Below are 17,559 nucleotides of genomic sequence, written 5' to 3' on the forward strand. Positions count from 1 at the left end.
GGGCCTGCTTTCTTCCATATTTTTTAGTGTGTATGTAGGCCACACTCTTTTTTCGAGTTATCTTCCCACCACCAGCGTCCGGCGCGGAAATTTTCGCCCGGCTGAATAGCGCGGGTGCAAGGGGCACAGCCAATGCTCACAAACCCACGATCGTGCAGCACATTGTATGGCACCTGGTTTTCTTTCACATACTGACGGCAATCATCCAGGCTCCAGTCCAGCAGCGGATTGTATTTAACCACTTCAAAACCACCATCCCAAACAAAGGCATGCAAATCGTGCCGATTGTCTGACTGCGAGGCACGCAAGCCCGTGATCCAACATTCCATTCCCTTCAAGGCGCGTCCGAGTGGCTCAACTTTGCGGATATGACAGCACTTTTTTCGGTTTTCTACCGATAGGTAAAAGCTGTTGGGGCCTTTTTCAGCAACAAATTTTTCCAGCTCTTCATTTTTCGGATACAACGGTTGAATCGGCTTTTGATACTTTTCAAGCGTGCGGTTATACACCTTGTAGGTTTCTTCAAACAAACGACCGGTATCTAGTGTAACCACTTTGATGGGAATGTTATGTTTGAAAATAAAGTCGGTGATCACTTGGTCTTCAATACCAAAACTCGTAGTAAACACCACCTTGCCTTCAAATTTATCGGCCAAACCGGTTAGTGTTTCAACAATTTCTTTTTCCTTGAATTCAGCATTCAACTGCTCTGCCGTTTTTATAGTAACCATTTGATATTCCTTTCGTTTTGTTTCCGCTTATGGTTGACAAAAATAATCATTTTCAACCAAGATGCTCCATTGTGTGTTGTTTCTATATTGAAATTACCTGTATTTAACTGTACAAAGAAAAAACATTGCTTGGTTTTGAAAATACGTTTTTATGCCCTTTTTGACTTGTGCTCAGCGGCTGCGCTTTGCGCATCAACAAGGACACTGGCCTAAACGACCACAACAAACAATTCAACAACAGCAAGTTAAAAGCAAAATGAAATTTGGGCGTTCAAAAAAAAAGTGTTTTATTGATTATAAAAAATTTAGTTCCTTTGGAACAAATTACTTAATGCAAAAAAGATAGAATTAATGGGAAAAGTATTGATCATTGGCGCGGGTGGCGTGGGAACAGTTGTTGCTCACAAGATGGCTGCGCTTCCTGAGGTTTTTACTGAAATCATGCTGGCAAGCCGCACCAAAGCCAAGTGTGATGAGATTGCTGACAAAATTGGAGGTAACCGCATTCAAACCGCCCAGGTAGACGCGGAAAACGTACCTCAACTGGTGGAGTTAATTCGTAGCTTCAAACCGGACCTGGTTGTCAATGTTGCCCTTCCCTACCAGGATCTTCCGATCATGGATGCTTGTTTGGAAACTGAAGTCAGTTACCTGGACACGGCCAACTACGAACCCAAAGACGAAGCAAAATTTGAATATAAATGGCAATGGGCTTACCAAAACCGGTTTAAAGAAGCAGGCATTACTGCCATCTTAGGCTGTGGTTTTGACCCGGGAGTGACCAGCATCTTTACAGCTCATGCTGCCAAACACCATTTTGACGAGATCCAATACCTGGACATTGTCGACTGCAACGCAGGGGACCATGGTAAAGCATTTGCCACCAACTTCAACCCTGAAATTAATATTCGCGAAGTCACCCAAAAAGGAAAATACTGGAAAGATGGTCAGTGGGAAGAAACAGAGCCGCATGAAATTCACAAACCATTGAACTATCCTCATATTGGCCCTAAAGAGTCTTACTTGATTTATCATGAAGAGCTGGAGTCGTTGGTGAAGAATTTCCCAACCATCAAACAGGCACGTTTCTGGATGACCTTCGGACAGGAATACCTGACTCACCTGCGTGTGATCCAAAATATCGGTATGGCCGGAATTGAGCCAGTCATGTACGAAGGACGCGAAATTGTTCCAATTCAGTTTTTAAAAGCTGTTCTTCCTAACCCGGGAGATTTGGGTGAAAACTACAAGGGACAAACCTCGATTGGTTGCCGCATCAAAGGATTGAAAGATGGTCAGGAAAAAACCTACTACGTGTACAACAACTGCGACCACGAAGTGGCTTATGCCGAAACCGGCACGCAGGCAGTTAGCTACACTACGGGAGTTCCGGCTATGATTGGTGCCATGATGTACCTGAAAGGCTTGTGGAAAAAAGAAGGTGTATTCAACGTAGAAGAATTCGATCCGGATCCATTTATGGAAGCGTTGAACGAACATGGCCTGCCTTGGCACGAAATTCACGACACAAATCTGGAAATGGACTATTAAGCCCGACCAAAAAATAAACTAAGAAACCCGGCGATTTGCCGGGTTTTGTTTTTTTACCGAGTCTGTACATGAATTGCAATACCGCTTCCTTCAAATTTCAGCCTGGTTCTCTTCCATTATTGCGAGCTTATACAAATACTTATCGCTTCGTTGCAAAATGGCCCCTCTTAAAACAGCTGGCGTTGCTTTAAATGTTCCTTCCAGCTTATTCTTTGCCAACAGCTCAAACTCCGGCGCAGCCTTAATAACTGAGGTCTCCCCATTGGTATTGGTGAAATAAATGACACCCGCCGCATAAATTGGAGCGCAATTGAAATGTCCCTTTAGTTTTTCAGTCCAATGCACCTTGCCATTACCCGGATTCAGGCAAGTTAGTGTTCCCCGTTCATCAACCATAAACATCAAGCTATCTACAATTACCGGAGTTGAAGTTTGTGGAACATGTTCATCGGTTTGCCAAACCACATGCGACTCAGTAATGTCTCCTTTGCCAGTAGGATCAACAGCCAAAAGCCTGGCAAAATATGGCGCTCCCTGCGACAGCACCCAGCCGGAATTAACCAGCACCAGTCCGTTATAATATAGCGGCATGCTCACCGCCGAGTCTTCACCATAAAATACTCGCCAGTTCTCCTTTCCGGTGTTCGGATCGTAAGAAATGGCAAACAGCGACCGGTTGGTAATCAACTGATCCTGTCCATTAACCTGAATAATTAAGGGTGTCTGGTAGGACTTCCGGTAAACCGGAGCAACGTCATTATAAGCCTTCTGATCCGGTGTGCCCACCTGCCATACTGTTTCACCGGTATGCTTGTTCAATGCATAAATGTTCTGCACATCGGTTCCTTCCAGATGAACAATCAGCAAATCCTTGTATAGAATGATTGAAGAAGCTGCGCCTTGCAAATGCTCGCAATTCAGATCCGTCCTGCTCCAGACCACTTCAAAATTCCGGGTATCAATACACGCCGTTCCGTAGGTGCCATAGTGCACGTAAACAAAATCTTTTTCAATGCACGGCGTTGGAGTGGCATAGCTGTTGGTAGCATGCATCCGCTGAACCGTATCGGGACGGTAAAGCTCCAGCTCCTGAAGCAATTCACCGGAGTCAAAATCAAAGCAGACCACTGAGAACCAATCTCCGTCGCGGTCAGCGGTCGTCATCCAAACTTGCTGATTAAATACTACAGGCGATGACCAGCCAACTCCATTTACCGGTACTTTCCATGCAATATTTTTCGTTTCACTCCACTGAATCGGGACATTTTCCGAGTCCGATAAGCCATTCAAATTTGATCCCCGAAAGTGAGTCCAGTTTTCCGGTTGTGTGCCTGCACAAGAGAAGAGCAGCTGGGCCAGCACAAAAAGCCCCAAGGTGACAAGCTTAGTTGGTTTACGCATGATTCGTTGTTTGTTAGTTGAATGATTTGAAGCTTAAAGATCGTCACTTATTCTGTTTTTCAAAACATTGTAGTTCCCTATTTTTTTGAATTCATCACTACCCCAAACAGCAATTCAGCCTCGACTCATCAGAATTATGCCAACAAAAAAGCCATCCCTGAGGAATGGCTTTTATTCGATATATAATCAGATAGATTAAATTTCATTGACAGCTTCCAGCTTTTCCTGGCCAGCCTGAATGGCCTCGAGGTTAAGCGGAATCAACTTATGGTGACGCTCAGGAAGAGATTTCTCCAAGCCTTTGCGAATACTTTCCATGGCCACAATTGGCTTGGCCTTCAAGTAAGCGCCCAGCACCACCATGTTGAAAGTCTTCACATTTCCAAGGTCGGCAGCGATCTTTGTACCTTCAATCTTATAAATATTGATATCCTTCCGGCTTGGCGGATTTACAATCCCGTTAGGATCATACAAAAGTACACCACCTGGTTTTACGGTCTTTTCAAACTTATCCATCGACTGTTGATTCAGGATAATTGCGGTATCAAATTCATGCAGAATAGGCGAGCTAATGCGCGTATCGCTGATGATAACCGATACGTTGGCCGTACCGCCACGCATTTCGGGACCATAGGACGGAAACCAGGTCACTTCCTGATCTTGCATAACGCCTGAATAAGCCAGAATTTTCCCCATGGAAAGAACCCCTTGTCCACCAAACCCGGCAATAATTATTTCTTCAGTCATGATTTCAGTTTTTTAGTTCTTTTTAAAATAAGCATCCGGAGCATCACGCTCACCATCTTTCATATCGCCCATCGGGAAGAAGGGGAACATATTCTCTTCCATCCATTTGTTGGCATCAACCGGATTCAGACGCCAGCCTGAGTTACAGGTAGAAACCACTTCAACAAAGGAAGTTCCTTTCTTATCCAAAGCATTCTGGAAGGCTTTTTTAATGGCTTTCCGACATTTGCGGGCAGTGGCTGGTGTATGCGCTGATTGACGCGTAACATAAGCCGTTCCGGGCAATTGTGCAATCAGTTCTGTAATTTTCAACGGATAACCGTTACGATCCAAATCGCGTCCGCAAGGCGTTGTTGCCGTTACCTGTCCCAGCAGCGTGGTTGGGGCCATTTGCCCACCGGTCATTCCATAAATGGCATTGTTGATGAAAATAACCACGATGTTTTCGCCACGGTTGCAGGCATGCATAATTTCGGCTGTTCCAATTGAGGCTAAGTCGCCATCGCCCTGGTAAGTGAAAACCACTTTATCTTCGTTCACACGTGCAATTCCGGTAGCCACTGCAGGTGCCCGTCCGTGCGCAGCTTCCTGCCAGTCGATATCAATGTAATTGTAAGCGAAAACGGAACATCCAACGGGTGAAACCCCAATAGTTTTCTCCTGGATATTCAGATCTTCAATCACCTCGGCCACCAAACGGTGAACCACGCCATGCGTACAGCCCGGGCAATAGTGCATGGTTTTATCAGTCAGCAATTTGGGTTTCTCGTAAACCAGGTTTTCGGGCTTAATAATATCTTTAATATCCATCTTTTTACGCTTCAATAAGTTTTTGTTCCAATGCTTCCACAACTTCGCCCGGTGTTGGAATAATTCCGCCCATACGGCCAAAGTAATCAACAGGTACCGAACTGTTGCTGCATCCGGCAGCCAACTTCACGTCTTCCACCATTTGTCCGGCATTCATTTCTACAGTCAAAAAGCCTTTTACCTTTGTTGCCAGTTCGGCAATGGGCTTTTTCGGGAACGGATACAAGGTAATGGGTCTCAGCAAGCCCACTTTTAAACCTTTCGCACGTGCCAGGTCAACCGACTTTTGGCAGATACGGGCCGAAGAACCAAAAGCCACTAAAATGTACTCAGCATCCTCGCACTGAAACATTTCGTAACGGACTTCTTCCTCTTCCATTTGTTTGTATTTTTCCTGAAAACGACGGTTGTTGCTTTCCATTTTAGCTGAATCCATTTCCAGCGAAGTAATCACATTGTACTCGCGGTTGGTCTTTTTACCATTGGTTGCCCAACTTCCATATTTAGCATCAATTTCTTCGGCTGTCATGCGAGGTTTATAGTCGCTCAACTCCACTTTTTCCATCATCTGACCAATGGCACCATCTGTCAGAATCATCGCTGGGTTGCGGTATTTATATGCCAGTTCGAAGCCCAAATCAACAAAATCGTTCATTTCCTGAACCGAAGACGGAGCCAGCACAATAAGCCGATAGTCTCCATGTCCGCCTCCTTTGGTCGATTGAAAATAATCGGCCTGCGAGGGCTGAATGGTTCCCAATCCCGGGCCACCACGTTGCACATTCACAATTAAGCACGGCAATTCAGCTCCGGCAATGTAAGAAATACCTTCTGCCATTAAGCTGATTCCGGGACTTGAAGAAGAGGTCATCACTTTTTTTCCGGACCCCGCTGCTCCGTAAACCATATTTATGGAGGCTACTTCACTTTCGGCCTGCAAAACAACCATACCGGTTTCATCCCAGGGTTCGCGATCCATTAACGTTTCCATCACCTCAGACTGTGGGGTGATCGGGTAACCAAAGTAACCGTCGCAGCCACACCGAATGGCCGCTTCTGCAATTACTTCATTCCCTTTCATTAATCTTAATTCTCCCATCTATTGAATCTTTTTAATATTAACAGAAATTAGATCTTAACGCGGTATACCGTGATACAGGTATCCGGACAAACTACCGCGCAGTTTGAACAGCCAATACATGCTTCGGGGTTTTCCATGAAGGAATAATGATATCCCCGGCTATTTACCTGTTTATTTTGTCCTAAAACCTGCTGCGGACAAGCAACAACGCAAAGGCCGCAACCTTTACATTCCTCGGTGTCAACAACAACTGCACCTACTACTTTTGCCATGGTTCTCTTTTTTAAAATTTCTCCACTCTAAAAAACCGGCTTTCCGCATGCTGCGGCCTGTTCAAGCCGGACTTACAAATCTAAAACATCAGTACTTTTCAGCTTGCAACAAATGTTGCATATTCAGCTGTTCTGTATTTGGCACGCGTTTCTCCAACCAACCGAACAAGCTAAATCACTTGAATTCATCATTCTGCTTGTCGGATTCGTTGTTCTCATCGTTTCAAATTTTATTCAATATCCTGGTGAAGATATTGCGATGAATGCCCAGATAAGAGGCAATGTGCTGCCGCTGCACCCGGGAAACCAAATCACCGTGTTCCTTCACAAACTTTTTCACCCGTTGCGATGCCGTTAAGGATTGCAACATATGCACCCGTTTCAAGGCATTCACATAACTTTCTTCAGCCATACGCCGCACCAGGCCTTGCAACTCATTGCAACTTTCCAGCAGCTGATCAAACTCCGGTTTGGTGATGTAAATGATTTCAGAGTCTTCGTAGGCCCGAATGGCTTCCGAAGAGTTTTCGCCTGATAAAAATGAATCATGGCTACTCACAATGGCATTATCGGGCGCGTAGAAAAAACGCGAAATCCATTCCTGACCACTTTCCGCAACATAAGTTGCATACATCAAACCACGGAGCAAAATCCCCACTTTCTGGTTGGGCTCATCATAGGCTAAAAAGGAATCGCCCTTCTTCAATAAAACGGGAACTTGCTCCGAAAAGTACGATTCCAGATGAAGCAAGGTTGAATTATCCGATGTTTTTATTGAATAGGCACTCATTTCGTTTCAATTGATTAATTCACAGGGAAATCTGCGGCAAACTGCTCCAGGCGTTTGTCCAGATCTTCAAACTGATTGCGGTACACATGCGACACGCAGGCACGCAGACCTTCTTTTTCGCTACCGGTATTTTTCAGGGTAATTGCACTTACGCCATAGTACAGCAAGTTAGCCAGTAACTGCTCGCCGGTCATTCCCGGATAGCCAATGGTAAAGTAGAAACCATCCCCCACCAATTCTTCACCGTCTTTTTCATAAACGATGTAAAAACCATGTTTTTGAAAAATTTCCTTCATGATTTTCGCCTTCTCGCCGTATTCCTTGATTTGCTGTACAAAGTTGAACTGTCCGTCGCTGGCGGCTTTAAACATTGCAGCCAAAGCATACTGTGCCGAGTGGCTGGTTCCTGACGAAAGCGTATAAAGCACCCGCAACACCACGGTGTTTCCAAAAGTGTTGCTATCAAAGCGGGTTTTCAGATTGTCATAATCGCGATTAAAAAGCGCATCAGAAATAATCATCATCCCACAGCGCTGACCAGCGTAGGAGAATATTTTCGAGCTGGAAACGAATAACACAAAGTTGTCGGTGTAACGCGCAACCGTAGCCTGAAAAGGCGCTTGCCCCGGGGTGTATAAATCTTTCCGGAAGTCCATGGCAAAATAGGCCAGGTCTTCCATAACAATCACATCGTATTTATTGGCTAATTCGCCGATAATCTGTAGTTCCTCTTCAGTAAAACAAATCCAGCTTGGGTTGTTGGGGTTCGAATAAATGATGGAGTTAATGTTTCCTTTTGAAAGAAAGCTTTCCAGTTTTTCGCGCAGTTTTTGGCCCCGGTAGTTGAACACATCAAAGGTTTCGTATTTGTGTCCCATTACCAGCATTTGCTGTTTTTGAACCGGAAAGCCCGGGTCGATAAACAAGGCGGTATCTTTTTTCGGATCAAGGTTGGAAGCAACCAAAAGGGCAGCATAAGTTCCCTGCATCGAACCAACCGTTGGAATACAGCCAGCTGGGTTTACATCCACATTCATGAACGACTTAACAAAACGAGATGCTTCGTATTTCAAAGGTTTGATGCCATCCATCATCGGATACCTGGAAGCCACACCGGATTTCAGTGCTTCAATTTCGGCATCGGTTCCAACCTGTGCAGGAGGCAAGCCGGGGACACCCATTTCCATACGGACAAATTTTTCGCTGCCTTCTTCCTCAATCAAGTTTACTAAAGCTACAATTTCACGTATCGATGCCTGACCGACATTCTCAATTCGCAGCTTGGCAATATTCCGTTCAACAAGTTGTTGATCAATTGGTGTTTTTTTCATGCATTAAAATTTGCAGAACAACTTCTGTTGTCACTCCAAATCCGAAGAAGCTGGCATGATCAGGTTGCGTTGTAAGCGACCTAAAAGTCTTCGAAATTTTTCACTAACAAACAGAAATCCTCATTAAAAGAAGCAAAGTATTGCCGATTTACCAAAGAACGGTAACGTATTGCAAAACAGGTTTTACAAATCGACATCACTTGCAGATTGAAAGAATAAAATTGATATTTATTTGAAATAAATCAATCGAAATTAAAAGAAATTCAGGCCTTTTGGACGACCTGAATTTTATCATGTTTCCTGCTTAGAAACCAAAGTCATTTTTAATCGACTCGAGCCATTTGGCAATCCGCTCATCCGACAGTTCGGGTTCAAAATCTTCATCGAGTGGCAAGCCGATAAATTTGCCGTCAATCAAAGCTTCAGACTCTTCAAATTCATAACCGGCAGGATCAACCGCTCCTACAATCTTGGCATTTTGCTTGTTCAGCTCTTTAGCCAAGCGCCCCATGGCATTTACAAAATGAGCCGGATAAGTAATGTGATCACCCAAGCCAAAAATAGCAATCACTTTTCCGTCGTAGCTGGCCTTACTAACTTCAGGAAAGAACTTACTCCAGTCTGTATTGGAATATTCAGAGTCCCAAGTTTCCTTGCCAACCGTAGAAATTCCAAAAATGATTTTATCGTATTTTTCGAGATCAGCTGCCGATGCGTCGTTCACAGAAACCAGGTCTACTTTATCCGTTCCAATGGCAGCAGCCACTTTTTCAGCAGCGCGATGAACTGATCCTTTTTCAGGCCCAAAAAACAATCCTATTTTACTCATAATTCTCGTATTTTATTATTGATTTTGTATCTCCAGTTCTCCCCGGACATATTCTCCTAAAATAGACAAACTGGAGACATTTTTCAAAATTAAATGAATCGCATGTTCATAATTCCCGGTCGAATCCCACTCCACATCAACATGGATGGTATATTCATTGGGTTTACCAAGAATGGGGACCGAAAGGATTCGGTTCAGGTTGATTTCGTTCTCAGCGAAAATATTCAACACCTTGGCCAATGCACCGTAGTAGTGACCTACTTCGAAGCAAATTGAGGCTTTGTTGTTGTCCTCCGATTGGTTGGCATGTTTGGATAAAATCCAAAAACGCGTGTAATTTTTCTTATTGCTTTCAATGCCTTTATCAATCACATTTAAACCATAAATCTCAGCCGTACGCAAGTTTCCGATTGCAGCAGCGTCAGTCAGGTTCTTCTCCACCAATAATTTTCCGGAAGCAGCCGTATCCTGATTTTCGATGATTTGGGCATTAGGAAAATACTTTTCGATGTATTCCGTGCATTGACGAATCGCGATGGGATGCGAATAAATGGTTTTTACATCCTCCGGACTAGCCCCGGGAAGCATCATCAGATTCATTTGAATGTGGACATAAATTTCCCCAATAATGCGCAGGTGATAATCGCGAATGAGCGAGTAATTTTGAATAATGCTCCCGGCAATGGAGTTTTCAATAGCCATCACCGCAATATTTACCTGGTCTGAATCGATCTGCTCGCACACGCCCTGAAAGGATTTGCACTCCACCACTTCAATCTCTTCATCACCAAAATAATTCCGTGCAGCATCTTCGTGAAAGGAACCGGCGATTCCCTGTATAGCAATTTTCTTCATACCTTTTTATTATCGATTATAAAATTCCGAAGGACTAAGTCCGGGACAATTTACGTAAAAACGTTTTTATAACCCTTGGGAACAAACACCGGTCCACTAAAATTAACAAAAAAATGAATATCCAATTCCTTTAACAACACCTGTACACTTGGGCAAGGCCGGCATTTAAGTGCCAATTGTGTTACTCCTGAACCTGCTCGGTTGGCTGAGTGCCTAAGCCCTCTTTTAATCGCTTCGAAAAGTTTTTCCAGTTAAAAGCAATCGCCAACAATAAGATCAGGATAAAGCTGATCAGGAATTTTTCATTGGTGCTGAGTTTCCGCATGACCGTTTGTTCTTTAGAGTTTATACAGATCACTGGCGCGAACCAGTTCCATCTGATGATCTTGTAGCACTTTAATGCATTTCTCAATGTCAGCCGGTTTCAAAACAATATTGGCCGACTGCTTATCCATTGAGAACGCGTAAAGGTACTCAATAAAGACTTCTTCGGACGATAAAATGTTCAGGGCTTTGGCTAAAGCGCCCGGCACATTCGGACTGCTCAGGCATACCACCTCGGTTAGTTTAACCGAAAAGCTGGCTGCTTTCAGCACCTGGTATGCCTTATCCGGGTCAGACACAATCATTCGAAGAATGCCAAACTCGGAAGTGTCGGCCACACTAAAAGCTGACATGTTAATGCCGGCATCGCCCAGCAACTGAGAAACCTCATTCAGGCGTCCGCCTTTGTTTTCAAGAAAAACCGCTAGTTGTTTAATAATCATATCAACCTCCTATAATTTTCGGTTATCAATTACCCGCTTGGCCTTACCGGCCGTACGTTCGATTGTTTTGGGTTCAACCAGTTTTACATTGACTGAAATACCCAGTGTGCTTTGAATGTTATGCGTGATTTTTTTGCGCAGCACTTCCAACTGTTTCACTTCATCAGAGAAAAACTGTTCCTGAACTTCCACCATCAGTTTCAGGCTATCTAAATTACCTTCCCGCTCCACAATAAGCAAATAATGAGGCTCGGTTTCACTCATTTCCAGCAGCACACTTTCAATTTGCGATGGGAAAACATTTACCCCGCGAATGATCAGCATGTCATCACTTCTCCCCTTGCATTTTTCCATGCGCACCAGCGTTCTTCCACACGAGCATTTTTCGTAGTTCAAGCGCGTCAGATCGCGGGTACGGTAGCGGATAATCGGAATACCTTCTTTTGTTACCGTTGTAAACACCAGTTCGCCGATTTCCCCAGCAGGTAGCGGCTCCAATGTTTCCGGGTGAATTATTTCAGGAATAAAATGATCTTCGTTGACGTGCATGCCACATTGGTCTTCGCATTCGCAGGAAACACCTGGCCCAATCACTTCGCTCAAGCCATAAATATCGATGGCCTTTAAGCCTAATTTATTTTCAATTTCGCGGCGCATTTCTTCCGTCCAGGGTTCAGCACCAAAAATGCCTACCCGAAGATTCAGGTCTTCCGTTTTTATTCCGGCATCGGCCATCGCTTCAGCCAGAAAAAGCGCGTAAGAGGGCGTACAGGCAATTACGCTGGTTCCAAAGTCCTGCATCAGCTGAAGTTGCTTTTGGGTGTTTCCTCCAGAAATTGGAATAACCGAGGCTCCCAGGTTTTCACACCCATAGTGCAGGCCCAGCCCACCGGTAAACAGTCCGTACCCATAGGCAATCTGCACCATATCGTTGCGATGGACGCCCGCCATGCACAAGGTCCGGGTAACCACCTCAGCCCAGGTGTTTAAGTCTTTGCGGGTATACCCCACCACGGTTGGTTTGCCGGTTGTTCCGGAAGAAGCATGCACCCGTACAATTTCGCTCATTGGCACGGTAAACATGCCAAAGGGATAGTTGTCGCGGAGGTCCTGCTTGGTTGTAAATGGCAGCTTTGACAAATCATCAACCGAGCGGATATCATCGGGAACCAGCCCTACTTCCTGCATTTTTTTCCGGTAGCTTGGGATGTTGTGGTAAATCCGCTTGACCGTATCCACCAGACGCTCCGACTGAATCGCCTTCATCTCCTCGCGACTGGCACATTCTATCCTTTCATTCCAGATCATAACTATATCGATTTTAACGGATGCCCTTCAGACAGACATCCAAATGTTTTGGTTCTACTTTTTGTGTCATCATGCTCACCCCAATCATTACCAAGGTGGAAAGTGGCAGAGCAATCATAATCGGATCAATAATCATCCAGGGAAATTGATCGATCAAAAAATCTTTTCCGAAGATAGCCTGGCAAATTCCCAGTGGTGCCGCTTCGGACTGGTGCACCATAGCCAGCATAAAAGCGCTGCCAAGCAAACCCGCCAGCATACTCCATTGGGCTCCGGCACGTGTGGCTCCTTTCCAGTACAAACCACCAAAATAAGCCGGCAAAAAGGCAGCAGCACAAATTCCAAAGAAAATGGCTGTTCCCCGCGCCACAATTCCAATGGGCAAGTTATAGCCAATCACAATACTAACCAGGATGGCGACTACAATGCCAATGCGGGAAATCAGCATACTGTTAAGGGTCTTTCCCCGAAACAGGTTTTCAAACAGGTCCCTACCAATGGCTGTTCCCATCGTGTGGAACTGCGAACTTAGCGTGGACATACCGGCTGACAGCAAGGCCAACATAAACAGATAAACAAACCACTCGGGCATGGCTGCATTAAGATACTCGGGGATAATCAGGTCAACATTTCCCTGGCCCACTTCAATGGCCAGTTTCCCGGTTTGCTGAAAAAAGTACAAGTTTGACAAAGCGCCCACGGTATAAATAAAGCCGGTAACCACAAAAATGAATATTCCGCCAATGAGCACCGCACGATTCAATTCCCGGTTGCTTTTTACGGTCATAAACCGAACCACCAGCTGCGGCTGAGCCAACACTCCAATGCCAACTCCTAAAATGATGTTGGTCGTTAATACCCACCACCAGGCCGAGCCCATGCGGGGAAAAGCAGTCCAGCCCTGATGCCCCTTGGCCTGCAGGGTTTCTGGCACCAGGTTAGCCATATTAGTTAAAGCCTCATGCGCTCCGGACACACCACCCAGCTTAAAGTAGGTCATGGCCAACAGGAAAAACAGGCTCAAAAACATGATTCCTCCCTGAAGCGCATCAGTATACATCACCCCTTTCAGGCCTCCGGCAATAACGTAGGCGGCAATCACCAGTGAGAAAAAAGTCAGGGCAATACTAAAGTCAATTTCAAAAATACTCTCGATAAAACGGGCTCCACCAACAAGCACTACCGCTGCGTACAAAGGCATTGCAAGAAATATAATTCCCCCGCTGAACATCTGAATTTTTTTGGATTGAAAGCGGTTCCCTAAAAACTCCGGAAAAGTATGGGCATCCAGGTTGTGCCCCATCTTGCGTGTCCGCCTTCCGAAGAAAACAAAAGCAATAAAGACGCCGATAAAGATGTTCAACACCGTAAGCCAAATCAAACCCATGCCATAAACGCCTGCAACACCTCCAAATCCGATAATTGCAGAGGTTGAAATAAAGGTGGCACCATAGGAAATGGCCATCACAAAAGGGTGGATTTCCCGGCCACCCAACAAATAGTCATTGGCTGTTTTGGTATTTTTAAACCCGATGTAGCCCAGGTAGGCAATCACCAACAAGTACGTAATGACGACCAATCCAAGAGAAAACGTATTCATAAATTGTGCTTTAAAGTTGTTCTTTCAATTGTTCGTCTTTCAGCTCCCAGGCCTCATCTTCCCGAATCTCCTGCTCATCCGTCTCACGACCGTTGTTCCAGTTTTTGGCGCCATACCACACGCACAGCAGCAAGCTCAAAACGGCCAGCAGATAACCCAGATAGATTGAAGGATCGTTAATTCCCCACATAAGTTTATTCGTTTAGTTGTTTAGTTTCCATACACCACTTCATCACCAAGCGGCAAAAGGTCGTTTTGAGCAACCAGCTCCAAGGCAGCCTCATAATCCTCTACATCCACTATGAGCAAAGCTTTTTTACCATCTTCCAGAACCCGACCATAGGCATTCAGAAAGTTCAGTCCGGCCTTGGCCAGCTGCAGCAGAATTTCATCCAATCCTCCTGGATGGTCATCCATGCCAAACACCAGCACCTGGCGCAAAGCGGCCGAAAGGCCATTCTCCTGAAGCGCCTCTTTGGCCCGTTCAGGCTGATCAACCAACAGGTTTAAAATCCCCCAGCCGCTTGCAGTATGCGTAAGCGTCATGGAACGAATGTTGATTTTATTCGCTCTTAAAACACGGGTTACCCGTTCAAAGTGTCCGGTTTTGTTTTCTAAAAAAATAGAGACCTGATACGCCATAATTTCTAAATTTTTACGGTATCTAAAACTCGATTATCTCTTACCCGAACTGCTTTTCCTTCTGACTTGGGAAGCGAACCGGGTTCAACTAATTTTACGATCGGTTTGGCTAATACTTCATCCCGAATCTGCTGCGTAATCATTCGGCTCAGCCGATCCAAACGGGTAACATCGCCATTAAACCAGTCCTTCCGGACTTCCACCTCAACGATCATTTCATCCACCCCATTGACATTCTCAAGGGTAATGAGGTAATCGGAACCGACCTCCGGAATTTTCAGCAACACGCCTTCAACTTGCATGGGGAATACATTGCAGCCTTTAATGATGAACATGTCGTCGCTACGTCCTGCAATCCGGTCGATGCGGGCATGAGTCCGTCCGCAGGCACAAGGTCCCGGAATAATTCGCGTTAGATCACGCGTACGGTAACGAACAAGCGGCATTGCTTCGCGGTCAAGGGTAGTCATTACCAGCTCACCAATTTCACCATCAGGCACCGGTTCCAGAGTCTCCGGATCGAGAATTTCGACCAGGTAAGCATCTTCCCAAATGTGCAGCCCGGCTTGATGCGTGCATTCAAAAGCCACCCCGGGACCATTCATTTCCGAAAGCCCGAAGGAATTGAAGGCTTTCACACCAAACAGTTCTTCAATGCGCTGCCGTTGTTCTTCGGTATGTGGCTCGGCACCAATCACGAACAAGCGTAAATCGGTGTCTCTTCGCGGATCCAGACCTTCAGCCTGAAACACCTCATACAAACGCCCCAAATAACTCGGAATAGCATGAACCGCCGTGGTGCCATAATCCTGCATCAACTTAATCTGACGCAGGCTGTTGCCGGCCCCGGCCGGAATGCTTAAGCATCCCAATCGCTCAATACCATATTGAAAGCCCAGTCCGCCGGTAAACAAACCGTAGCCACAGATATTCTGAAAAACATCGGTGTCGCGAATACCAGCGCAAAACAGGGAACGAGCCATCAAGTTAGACCAGCTGCTAATGTCGTGCCGGTTATGAAAAATAACGGTGGGATTACCTGTTGTTCCGCTCGAGCTGTGCAAGCGAATAATCTCTTGTTTCGGCCGGCTTAAAAAGCCATACGGAAAATGATTACGCAAATCCTGTTTGGTGGTAAACGGCAATTGACGAATGTCGTCAATATGTTTCAGCTTATCGGCAGCAATTCCCTTTTGCTGATACAATTCTTTGTAAAACGGTGCATTTCCGGCATTCCGGATCGTGTTCTTCAGCCGTTCAAGCTGCAGTTTTTCCAGCTTGGCTCGCTCTAAGGTCTCAAATTCTTTTTCCCAATACATTGGTGTGCTTTTTATATCGTTAAAAGACGTAGGTCATCATCACAATAAAGCGGTGGTTGGTGGTCAGGTGCTTATCAGCATACAAACCATCCGAAAAGTCAAAATCGCCAACTCCATAATTTGCGTTGGTCATTTCGTACTCCGCAACGACTCGCAGTTTTGATACATTCAGTGCGACATGAGGAGCTACACGCGCCAGGTCCTGCACATTGGTCAGGGTACCAGCTACCACGCCTTTTCCCGATCCATCGTCATACAAAGCGGCATCCGTTCCCAGGTTTTGACCATATCCCAAAGTCATTCCAAGCTGCCATTTCTTCCCATAAACCATATTGAGCAAGGTCGTGTAGTTGGAGTAATTGGTATAGGTTTCCGCTCCTGTTGCCAAGTCGCGTGTAGCCACACCATAGCCTCCAAGCATGGTCAGGTGCGTCATATTTTGACCATAGTAGCCTTTGGCTGTAATGTGAAAACGGGAGCTTTGGTGTTTCAGGTAAGCCATAAAACCACTGCTGGTTAAAAACTCATTGGCCTTAAATGTTCCATCCGTTCCGGTTATTGTCATCCGCGGTTTAATGCGTTTAATCTGAGCTCCAGCTCCTAAGGTGAGTCCGTTGTAATTGTACTCGGCCGACCAAACCAGTTCGGGCATTACCCCATTGCGCTGCGCTTGAGTTGGCGTGCTGTAGTTACCGGCTTCAAAGCATTTCGAAGTGTATTGATTTTCATATACCGCAGCGCCTGACACAGTCCAGTAGCCTGCTTTCACATCGTAGCGAATTTGAGGAGAACGGTTAAACGCCTGGAAAGGCGAACCGGTATTCAGGCTGGCGACCGTTGGGTAAGCACCTCCGCCCCAGAAAGGGTGCCAGCTTTGACCAACCATTAAGCGTGATTTCGTCCAGTCGAAAACCACATTGGCATGACGAATACGAAACAGGGTCGGTTCTGTTTTTATAATTCCTCCAAAATCAAACTCAATGGTTCCGCTGGTTTTGGCACCAAAAATTTCAGGTCCGTTTACTTTCACCCCCAAGCGCGAAGCCAAGGCCGACAAGTTTGAGCTGGCTTGCTCGTTAATATCTTCTCCATTGGCATCCTGACCAACATAAAGCGGAACCAGGTAAAACACCTCGTGGGCAGCATCCAGCCCTTTGTATGAATCAACAAAAATCTCATTCCGAACAAACCCGTACCAATTCAATGTCAGGTCTTTTTCCTTTTTCTCTTGTGCATTCCCAAACAAAATCATTCCCATCAGGCCAAGCACGCCCAGCAATTTCTTCATCATCTTCAAATTAAAAGCAGTATGTATTTTTGGTTTTTTCAGACCAAATGGCGGGAAACTGACTTCTGCAAAATGCAAAACAGTTCGATCGAAAAGACATTTTGAGCGTTAGTTAGCGTCATTTTGGTTGATTGGGAATCAAAAATAAGAGAAAACCCAGTCCAATCAATGCCACCCAAAAGGCAATTCATTAAATACGAACCCTTTAAATTACAATCCAACAACCAAACAGGCCGA

At 45.4% G+C, this 17,559-nt stretch carries 19 protein-coding genes; 1 reads left to right on the forward strand and 18 read right to left on the reverse strand.

The features are described from left to right. Positions 1 to 23: 23 nt before the first annotated feature. Positions 24 to 731 carry a phosphoadenylyl-sulfate reductase gene (locus ACRD6K_RS04960; protein WP_299582075.1) on the reverse strand — a complete coding sequence of 236 codons (708 nt, stop codon included), beginning with the start codon at positions 729 to 731 and terminating at the stop codon, positions 24 to 26. Between the two features lie 351 nt (positions 732 to 1,082). Here ACRD6K_RS04960 and ACRD6K_RS04965 point away from each other — a divergent pair, with 351 nt between their 5' ends. Then, entirely contained in the window at positions 1,083 to 2,282 is a 1,200-nt protein-coding gene (locus ACRD6K_RS04965) for a saccharopine dehydrogenase family protein (protein WP_430972311.1), read from the forward strand. Between the two features lie 90 nt (positions 2,283 to 2,372). Here the strand turns inward: ACRD6K_RS04965 and ACRD6K_RS04970 are convergent, their stop codons facing one another. The 17 genes from ACRD6K_RS04970 to ACRD6K_RS05050 all read right to left on the reverse strand — a co-directional run bounded on the left by ACRD6K_RS04970 (position 2,373) and on the right by ACRD6K_RS05050 (position 17,325). Next, on the reverse strand, positions 2,373 to 3,683 hold the full coding sequence (locus ACRD6K_RS04970) for an outer membrane protein assembly factor BamB family protein (RefSeq protein ID WP_430972312.1): 1,311 nt from the start codon (positions 3,681 to 3,683) through the stop codon (positions 2,373 to 2,375). Between the two features lie 195 nt (positions 3,684 to 3,878). Continuing rightward, positions 3,879 to 4,430: a 2-oxoacid:ferredoxin oxidoreductase subunit gamma family protein gene (locus ACRD6K_RS04975; RefSeq protein WP_299582066.1), complete on the reverse strand. Its 552-nt coding sequence runs from the start codon at positions 4,428 to 4,430 to the stop codon at positions 3,879 to 3,881. A 12-nt stretch (positions 4,431 to 4,442) separates the two neighbouring features. Next, positions 4,443 to 5,240 carry a thiamine pyrophosphate-dependent enzyme gene (locus tag ACRD6K_RS04980; RefSeq protein ID WP_299582063.1) on the reverse strand — a complete coding sequence of 266 codons (798 nt, stop codon included), beginning with the start codon at positions 5,238 to 5,240 and terminating at the stop codon, positions 4,443 to 4,445. A 4-nt stretch (positions 5,241 to 5,244) separates the two neighbouring features. Beyond that, on the reverse strand, positions 5,245 to 6,339 hold the full coding sequence (locus tag ACRD6K_RS04985; RefSeq protein WP_430972313.1) for a 3-methyl-2-oxobutanoate dehydrogenase subunit VorB: 1,095 nt from the start codon (positions 6,337 to 6,339) through the stop codon (positions 5,245 to 5,247). 29 nt (positions 6,340 to 6,368) lie between these two features. Further along, positions 6,369 to 6,593 (reverse strand): 4Fe-4S binding protein, encoded by a 225-nt coding sequence (locus tag ACRD6K_RS04990; protein ID WP_082326261.1) that lies wholly within the window; start codon positions 6,591 to 6,593, stop codon positions 6,369 to 6,371. 223 nt (positions 6,594 to 6,816) lie between these two features. Continuing rightward, positions 6,817 to 7,383 (reverse strand): Crp/Fnr family transcriptional regulator, encoded by a 567-nt coding sequence (locus tag ACRD6K_RS04995; RefSeq protein ID WP_299582053.1) that lies wholly within the window; start codon positions 7,381 to 7,383, stop codon positions 6,817 to 6,819. 14 nt (positions 7,384 to 7,397) lie between these two features. Then, positions 7,398 to 8,714 carry an aminotransferase class I/II-fold pyridoxal phosphate-dependent enzyme gene (locus ACRD6K_RS05000; protein ID WP_430972314.1) on the reverse strand — a complete coding sequence of 439 codons (1,317 nt, stop codon included), beginning with the start codon at positions 8,712 to 8,714 and terminating at the stop codon, positions 7,398 to 7,400. Between the two features lie 304 nt (positions 8,715 to 9,018). Beyond that, a complete protein-coding gene (locus ACRD6K_RS05005) occupies positions 9,019 to 9,543 on the reverse strand; it encodes a flavodoxin (protein ID WP_430972315.1) in 525 nt (174 codons plus the stop codon). A gap of 15 nt (positions 9,544 to 9,558) precedes the next feature. Then, positions 9,559 to 10,398 (reverse strand): prephenate dehydratase, encoded by an 840-nt coding sequence (locus ACRD6K_RS05010; RefSeq protein WP_430972316.1) that lies wholly within the window; start codon positions 10,396 to 10,398, stop codon positions 9,559 to 9,561. Positions 10,399 to 10,579: 181 nt separating this feature from the next. Continuing rightward, complete coding sequence (locus tag ACRD6K_RS05015; RefSeq protein ID WP_430972317.1) at positions 10,580 to 10,723, reverse strand: hypothetical protein; 144 nt, start codon at positions 10,721 to 10,723, stop codon at positions 10,580 to 10,582. A 13-nt stretch (positions 10,724 to 10,736) separates the two neighbouring features. Next, positions 10,737 to 11,165 (reverse strand): acetolactate synthase, encoded by a 429-nt coding sequence (locus ACRD6K_RS05020; RefSeq protein WP_299582036.1) that lies wholly within the window; start codon positions 11,163 to 11,165, stop codon positions 10,737 to 10,739. Between the two features lie 9 nt (positions 11,166 to 11,174). After that, entirely contained in the window at positions 11,175 to 12,473 is a 1,299-nt protein-coding gene (locus ACRD6K_RS05025) for a phenylacetate--CoA ligase family protein (protein ID WP_430972318.1), read from the reverse strand. Positions 12,474 to 12,486: 13 nt separating this feature from the next. Then, on the reverse strand, positions 12,487 to 14,073 hold the full coding sequence (locus tag ACRD6K_RS05030) for a sodium:solute symporter family protein (protein WP_430972319.1): 1,587 nt from the start codon (positions 14,071 to 14,073) through the stop codon (positions 12,487 to 12,489). A 10-nt stretch (positions 14,074 to 14,083) separates the two neighbouring features. Further along, positions 14,084 to 14,263, reverse strand: a complete 180-nt coding sequence (locus tag ACRD6K_RS05035) for a symporter small accessory protein (RefSeq protein WP_299582026.1) — start codon at positions 14,261 to 14,263, stop codon at positions 14,084 to 14,086. A 20-nt stretch (positions 14,264 to 14,283) separates the two neighbouring features. Then, positions 14,284 to 14,715 (reverse strand): hypothetical protein, encoded by a 432-nt coding sequence (locus tag ACRD6K_RS05040; RefSeq protein WP_430972320.1) that lies wholly within the window; start codon positions 14,713 to 14,715, stop codon positions 14,284 to 14,286. 5 nt (positions 14,716 to 14,720) lie between these two features. Further along, complete coding sequence (locus ACRD6K_RS05045) at positions 14,721 to 16,034, reverse strand: phenylacetate--CoA ligase family protein (RefSeq protein WP_430972321.1); 1,314 nt, start codon at positions 16,032 to 16,034, stop codon at positions 14,721 to 14,723. 19 nt (positions 16,035 to 16,053) lie between these two features. Continuing rightward, positions 16,054 to 17,325 (reverse strand): hypothetical protein, encoded by a 1,272-nt coding sequence (locus ACRD6K_RS05050; RefSeq protein WP_430972322.1) that lies wholly within the window; start codon positions 17,323 to 17,325, stop codon positions 16,054 to 16,056. Positions 17,326 to 17,559 lie beyond the last annotated feature (234 nt).

It is taken from the genome of Sunxiuqinia rutila, assembly GCF_050589705.1.
Lineage (GTDB): Bacteria > Bacteroidota > Bacteroidia > Bacteroidales > Prolixibacteraceae > Sunxiuqinia > Sunxiuqinia rutila.

Bases quoted from the DNA above. Each gene is read 5' to 3' on its own strand.
- ACRD6K_RS05015 (WP_430972317.1), bottom strand. From the start codon at position 10,723: ATGCGGAAACTCAGCACCAATGAAAAATTCCTGATCAGCTTTATCCTG.
- ACRD6K_RS04985 (WP_430972313.1), bottom strand. From the start codon at position 6,339: ATGGGAGAATTAAGATTAATGAAAGGGAATGAAGTAATTGCAGAAGCG.
- ACRD6K_RS05035 (WP_299582026.1), bottom strand. From the start codon at position 14,263: ATGTGGGGAATTAACGATCCTTCAATCTATCTGGGTTATCTGCTGGCC.
- ACRD6K_RS05000 (WP_430972314.1), bottom strand. From the start codon at position 8,714: ATGAAAAAAACACCAATTGATCAACAACTTGTTGAACGGAATATTGCC.
- ACRD6K_RS04970 (WP_430972312.1), bottom strand. From the start codon at position 3,683: ATGCGTAAACCAACTAAGCTTGTCACCTTGGGGCTTTTTGTGCTGGCC.
- ACRD6K_RS05025 (WP_430972318.1), bottom strand. From the start codon at position 12,473: ATGATCTGGAATGAAAGGATAGAATGTGCCAGTCGCGAGGAGATGAAG.
- ACRD6K_RS05010 (WP_430972316.1), bottom strand. From the start codon at position 10,398: ATGAAGAAAATTGCTATACAGGGAATCGCCGGTTCCTTTCACGAAGAT.
- ACRD6K_RS05020 (WP_299582036.1), bottom strand. From the start codon at position 11,165: ATGATTATTAAACAACTAGCGGTTTTTCTTGAAAACAAAGGCGGACGC.
- ACRD6K_RS05040 (WP_430972320.1), bottom strand. From the start codon at position 14,715: ATGGCGTATCAGGTCTCTATTTTTTTAGAAAACAAAACCGGACACTTT.
- ACRD6K_RS05030 (WP_430972319.1), bottom strand. From the start codon at position 14,073: ATGAATACGTTTTCTCTTGGATTGGTCGTCATTACGTACTTGTTGGTG.
- ACRD6K_RS05045 (WP_430972321.1), bottom strand. From the start codon at position 16,034: ATGTATTGGGAAAAAGAATTTGAGACCTTAGAGCGAGCCAAGCTGGAA.
- ACRD6K_RS05005 (WP_430972315.1), bottom strand. From the start codon at position 9,543: ATGAGTAAAATAGGATTGTTTTTTGGGCCTGAAAAAGGATCAGTTCAT.
- ACRD6K_RS04975 (WP_299582066.1), bottom strand. From the start codon at position 4,430: ATGACTGAAGAAATAATTATTGCCGGGTTTGGTGGACAAGGGGTTCTT.
- ACRD6K_RS04965 (WP_430972311.1), top strand. From the start codon at position 1,083: ATGGGAAAAGTATTGATCATTGGCGCGGGTGGCGTGGGAACAGTTGTT.
- ACRD6K_RS04980 (WP_299582063.1), bottom strand. From the start codon at position 5,240: ATGGATATTAAAGATATTATTAAGCCCGAAAACCTGGTTTACGAGAAA.
- ACRD6K_RS04960 (WP_299582075.1), bottom strand. From the start codon at position 731: ATGGTTACTATAAAAACGGCAGAGCAGTTGAATGCTGAATTCAAGGAA.
- ACRD6K_RS04990 (WP_082326261.1), bottom strand. From the start codon at position 6,593: ATGGCAAAAGTAGTAGGTGCAGTTGTTGTTGACACCGAGGAATGTAAA.
- ACRD6K_RS05050 (WP_430972322.1), bottom strand. From the start codon at position 17,325: ATGATGAAGAAATTGCTGGGCGTGCTTGGCCTGATGGGAATGATTTTG.
- ACRD6K_RS04995 (WP_299582053.1), bottom strand. From the start codon at position 7,383: ATGAGTGCCTATTCAATAAAAACATCGGATAATTCAACCTTGCTTCAT.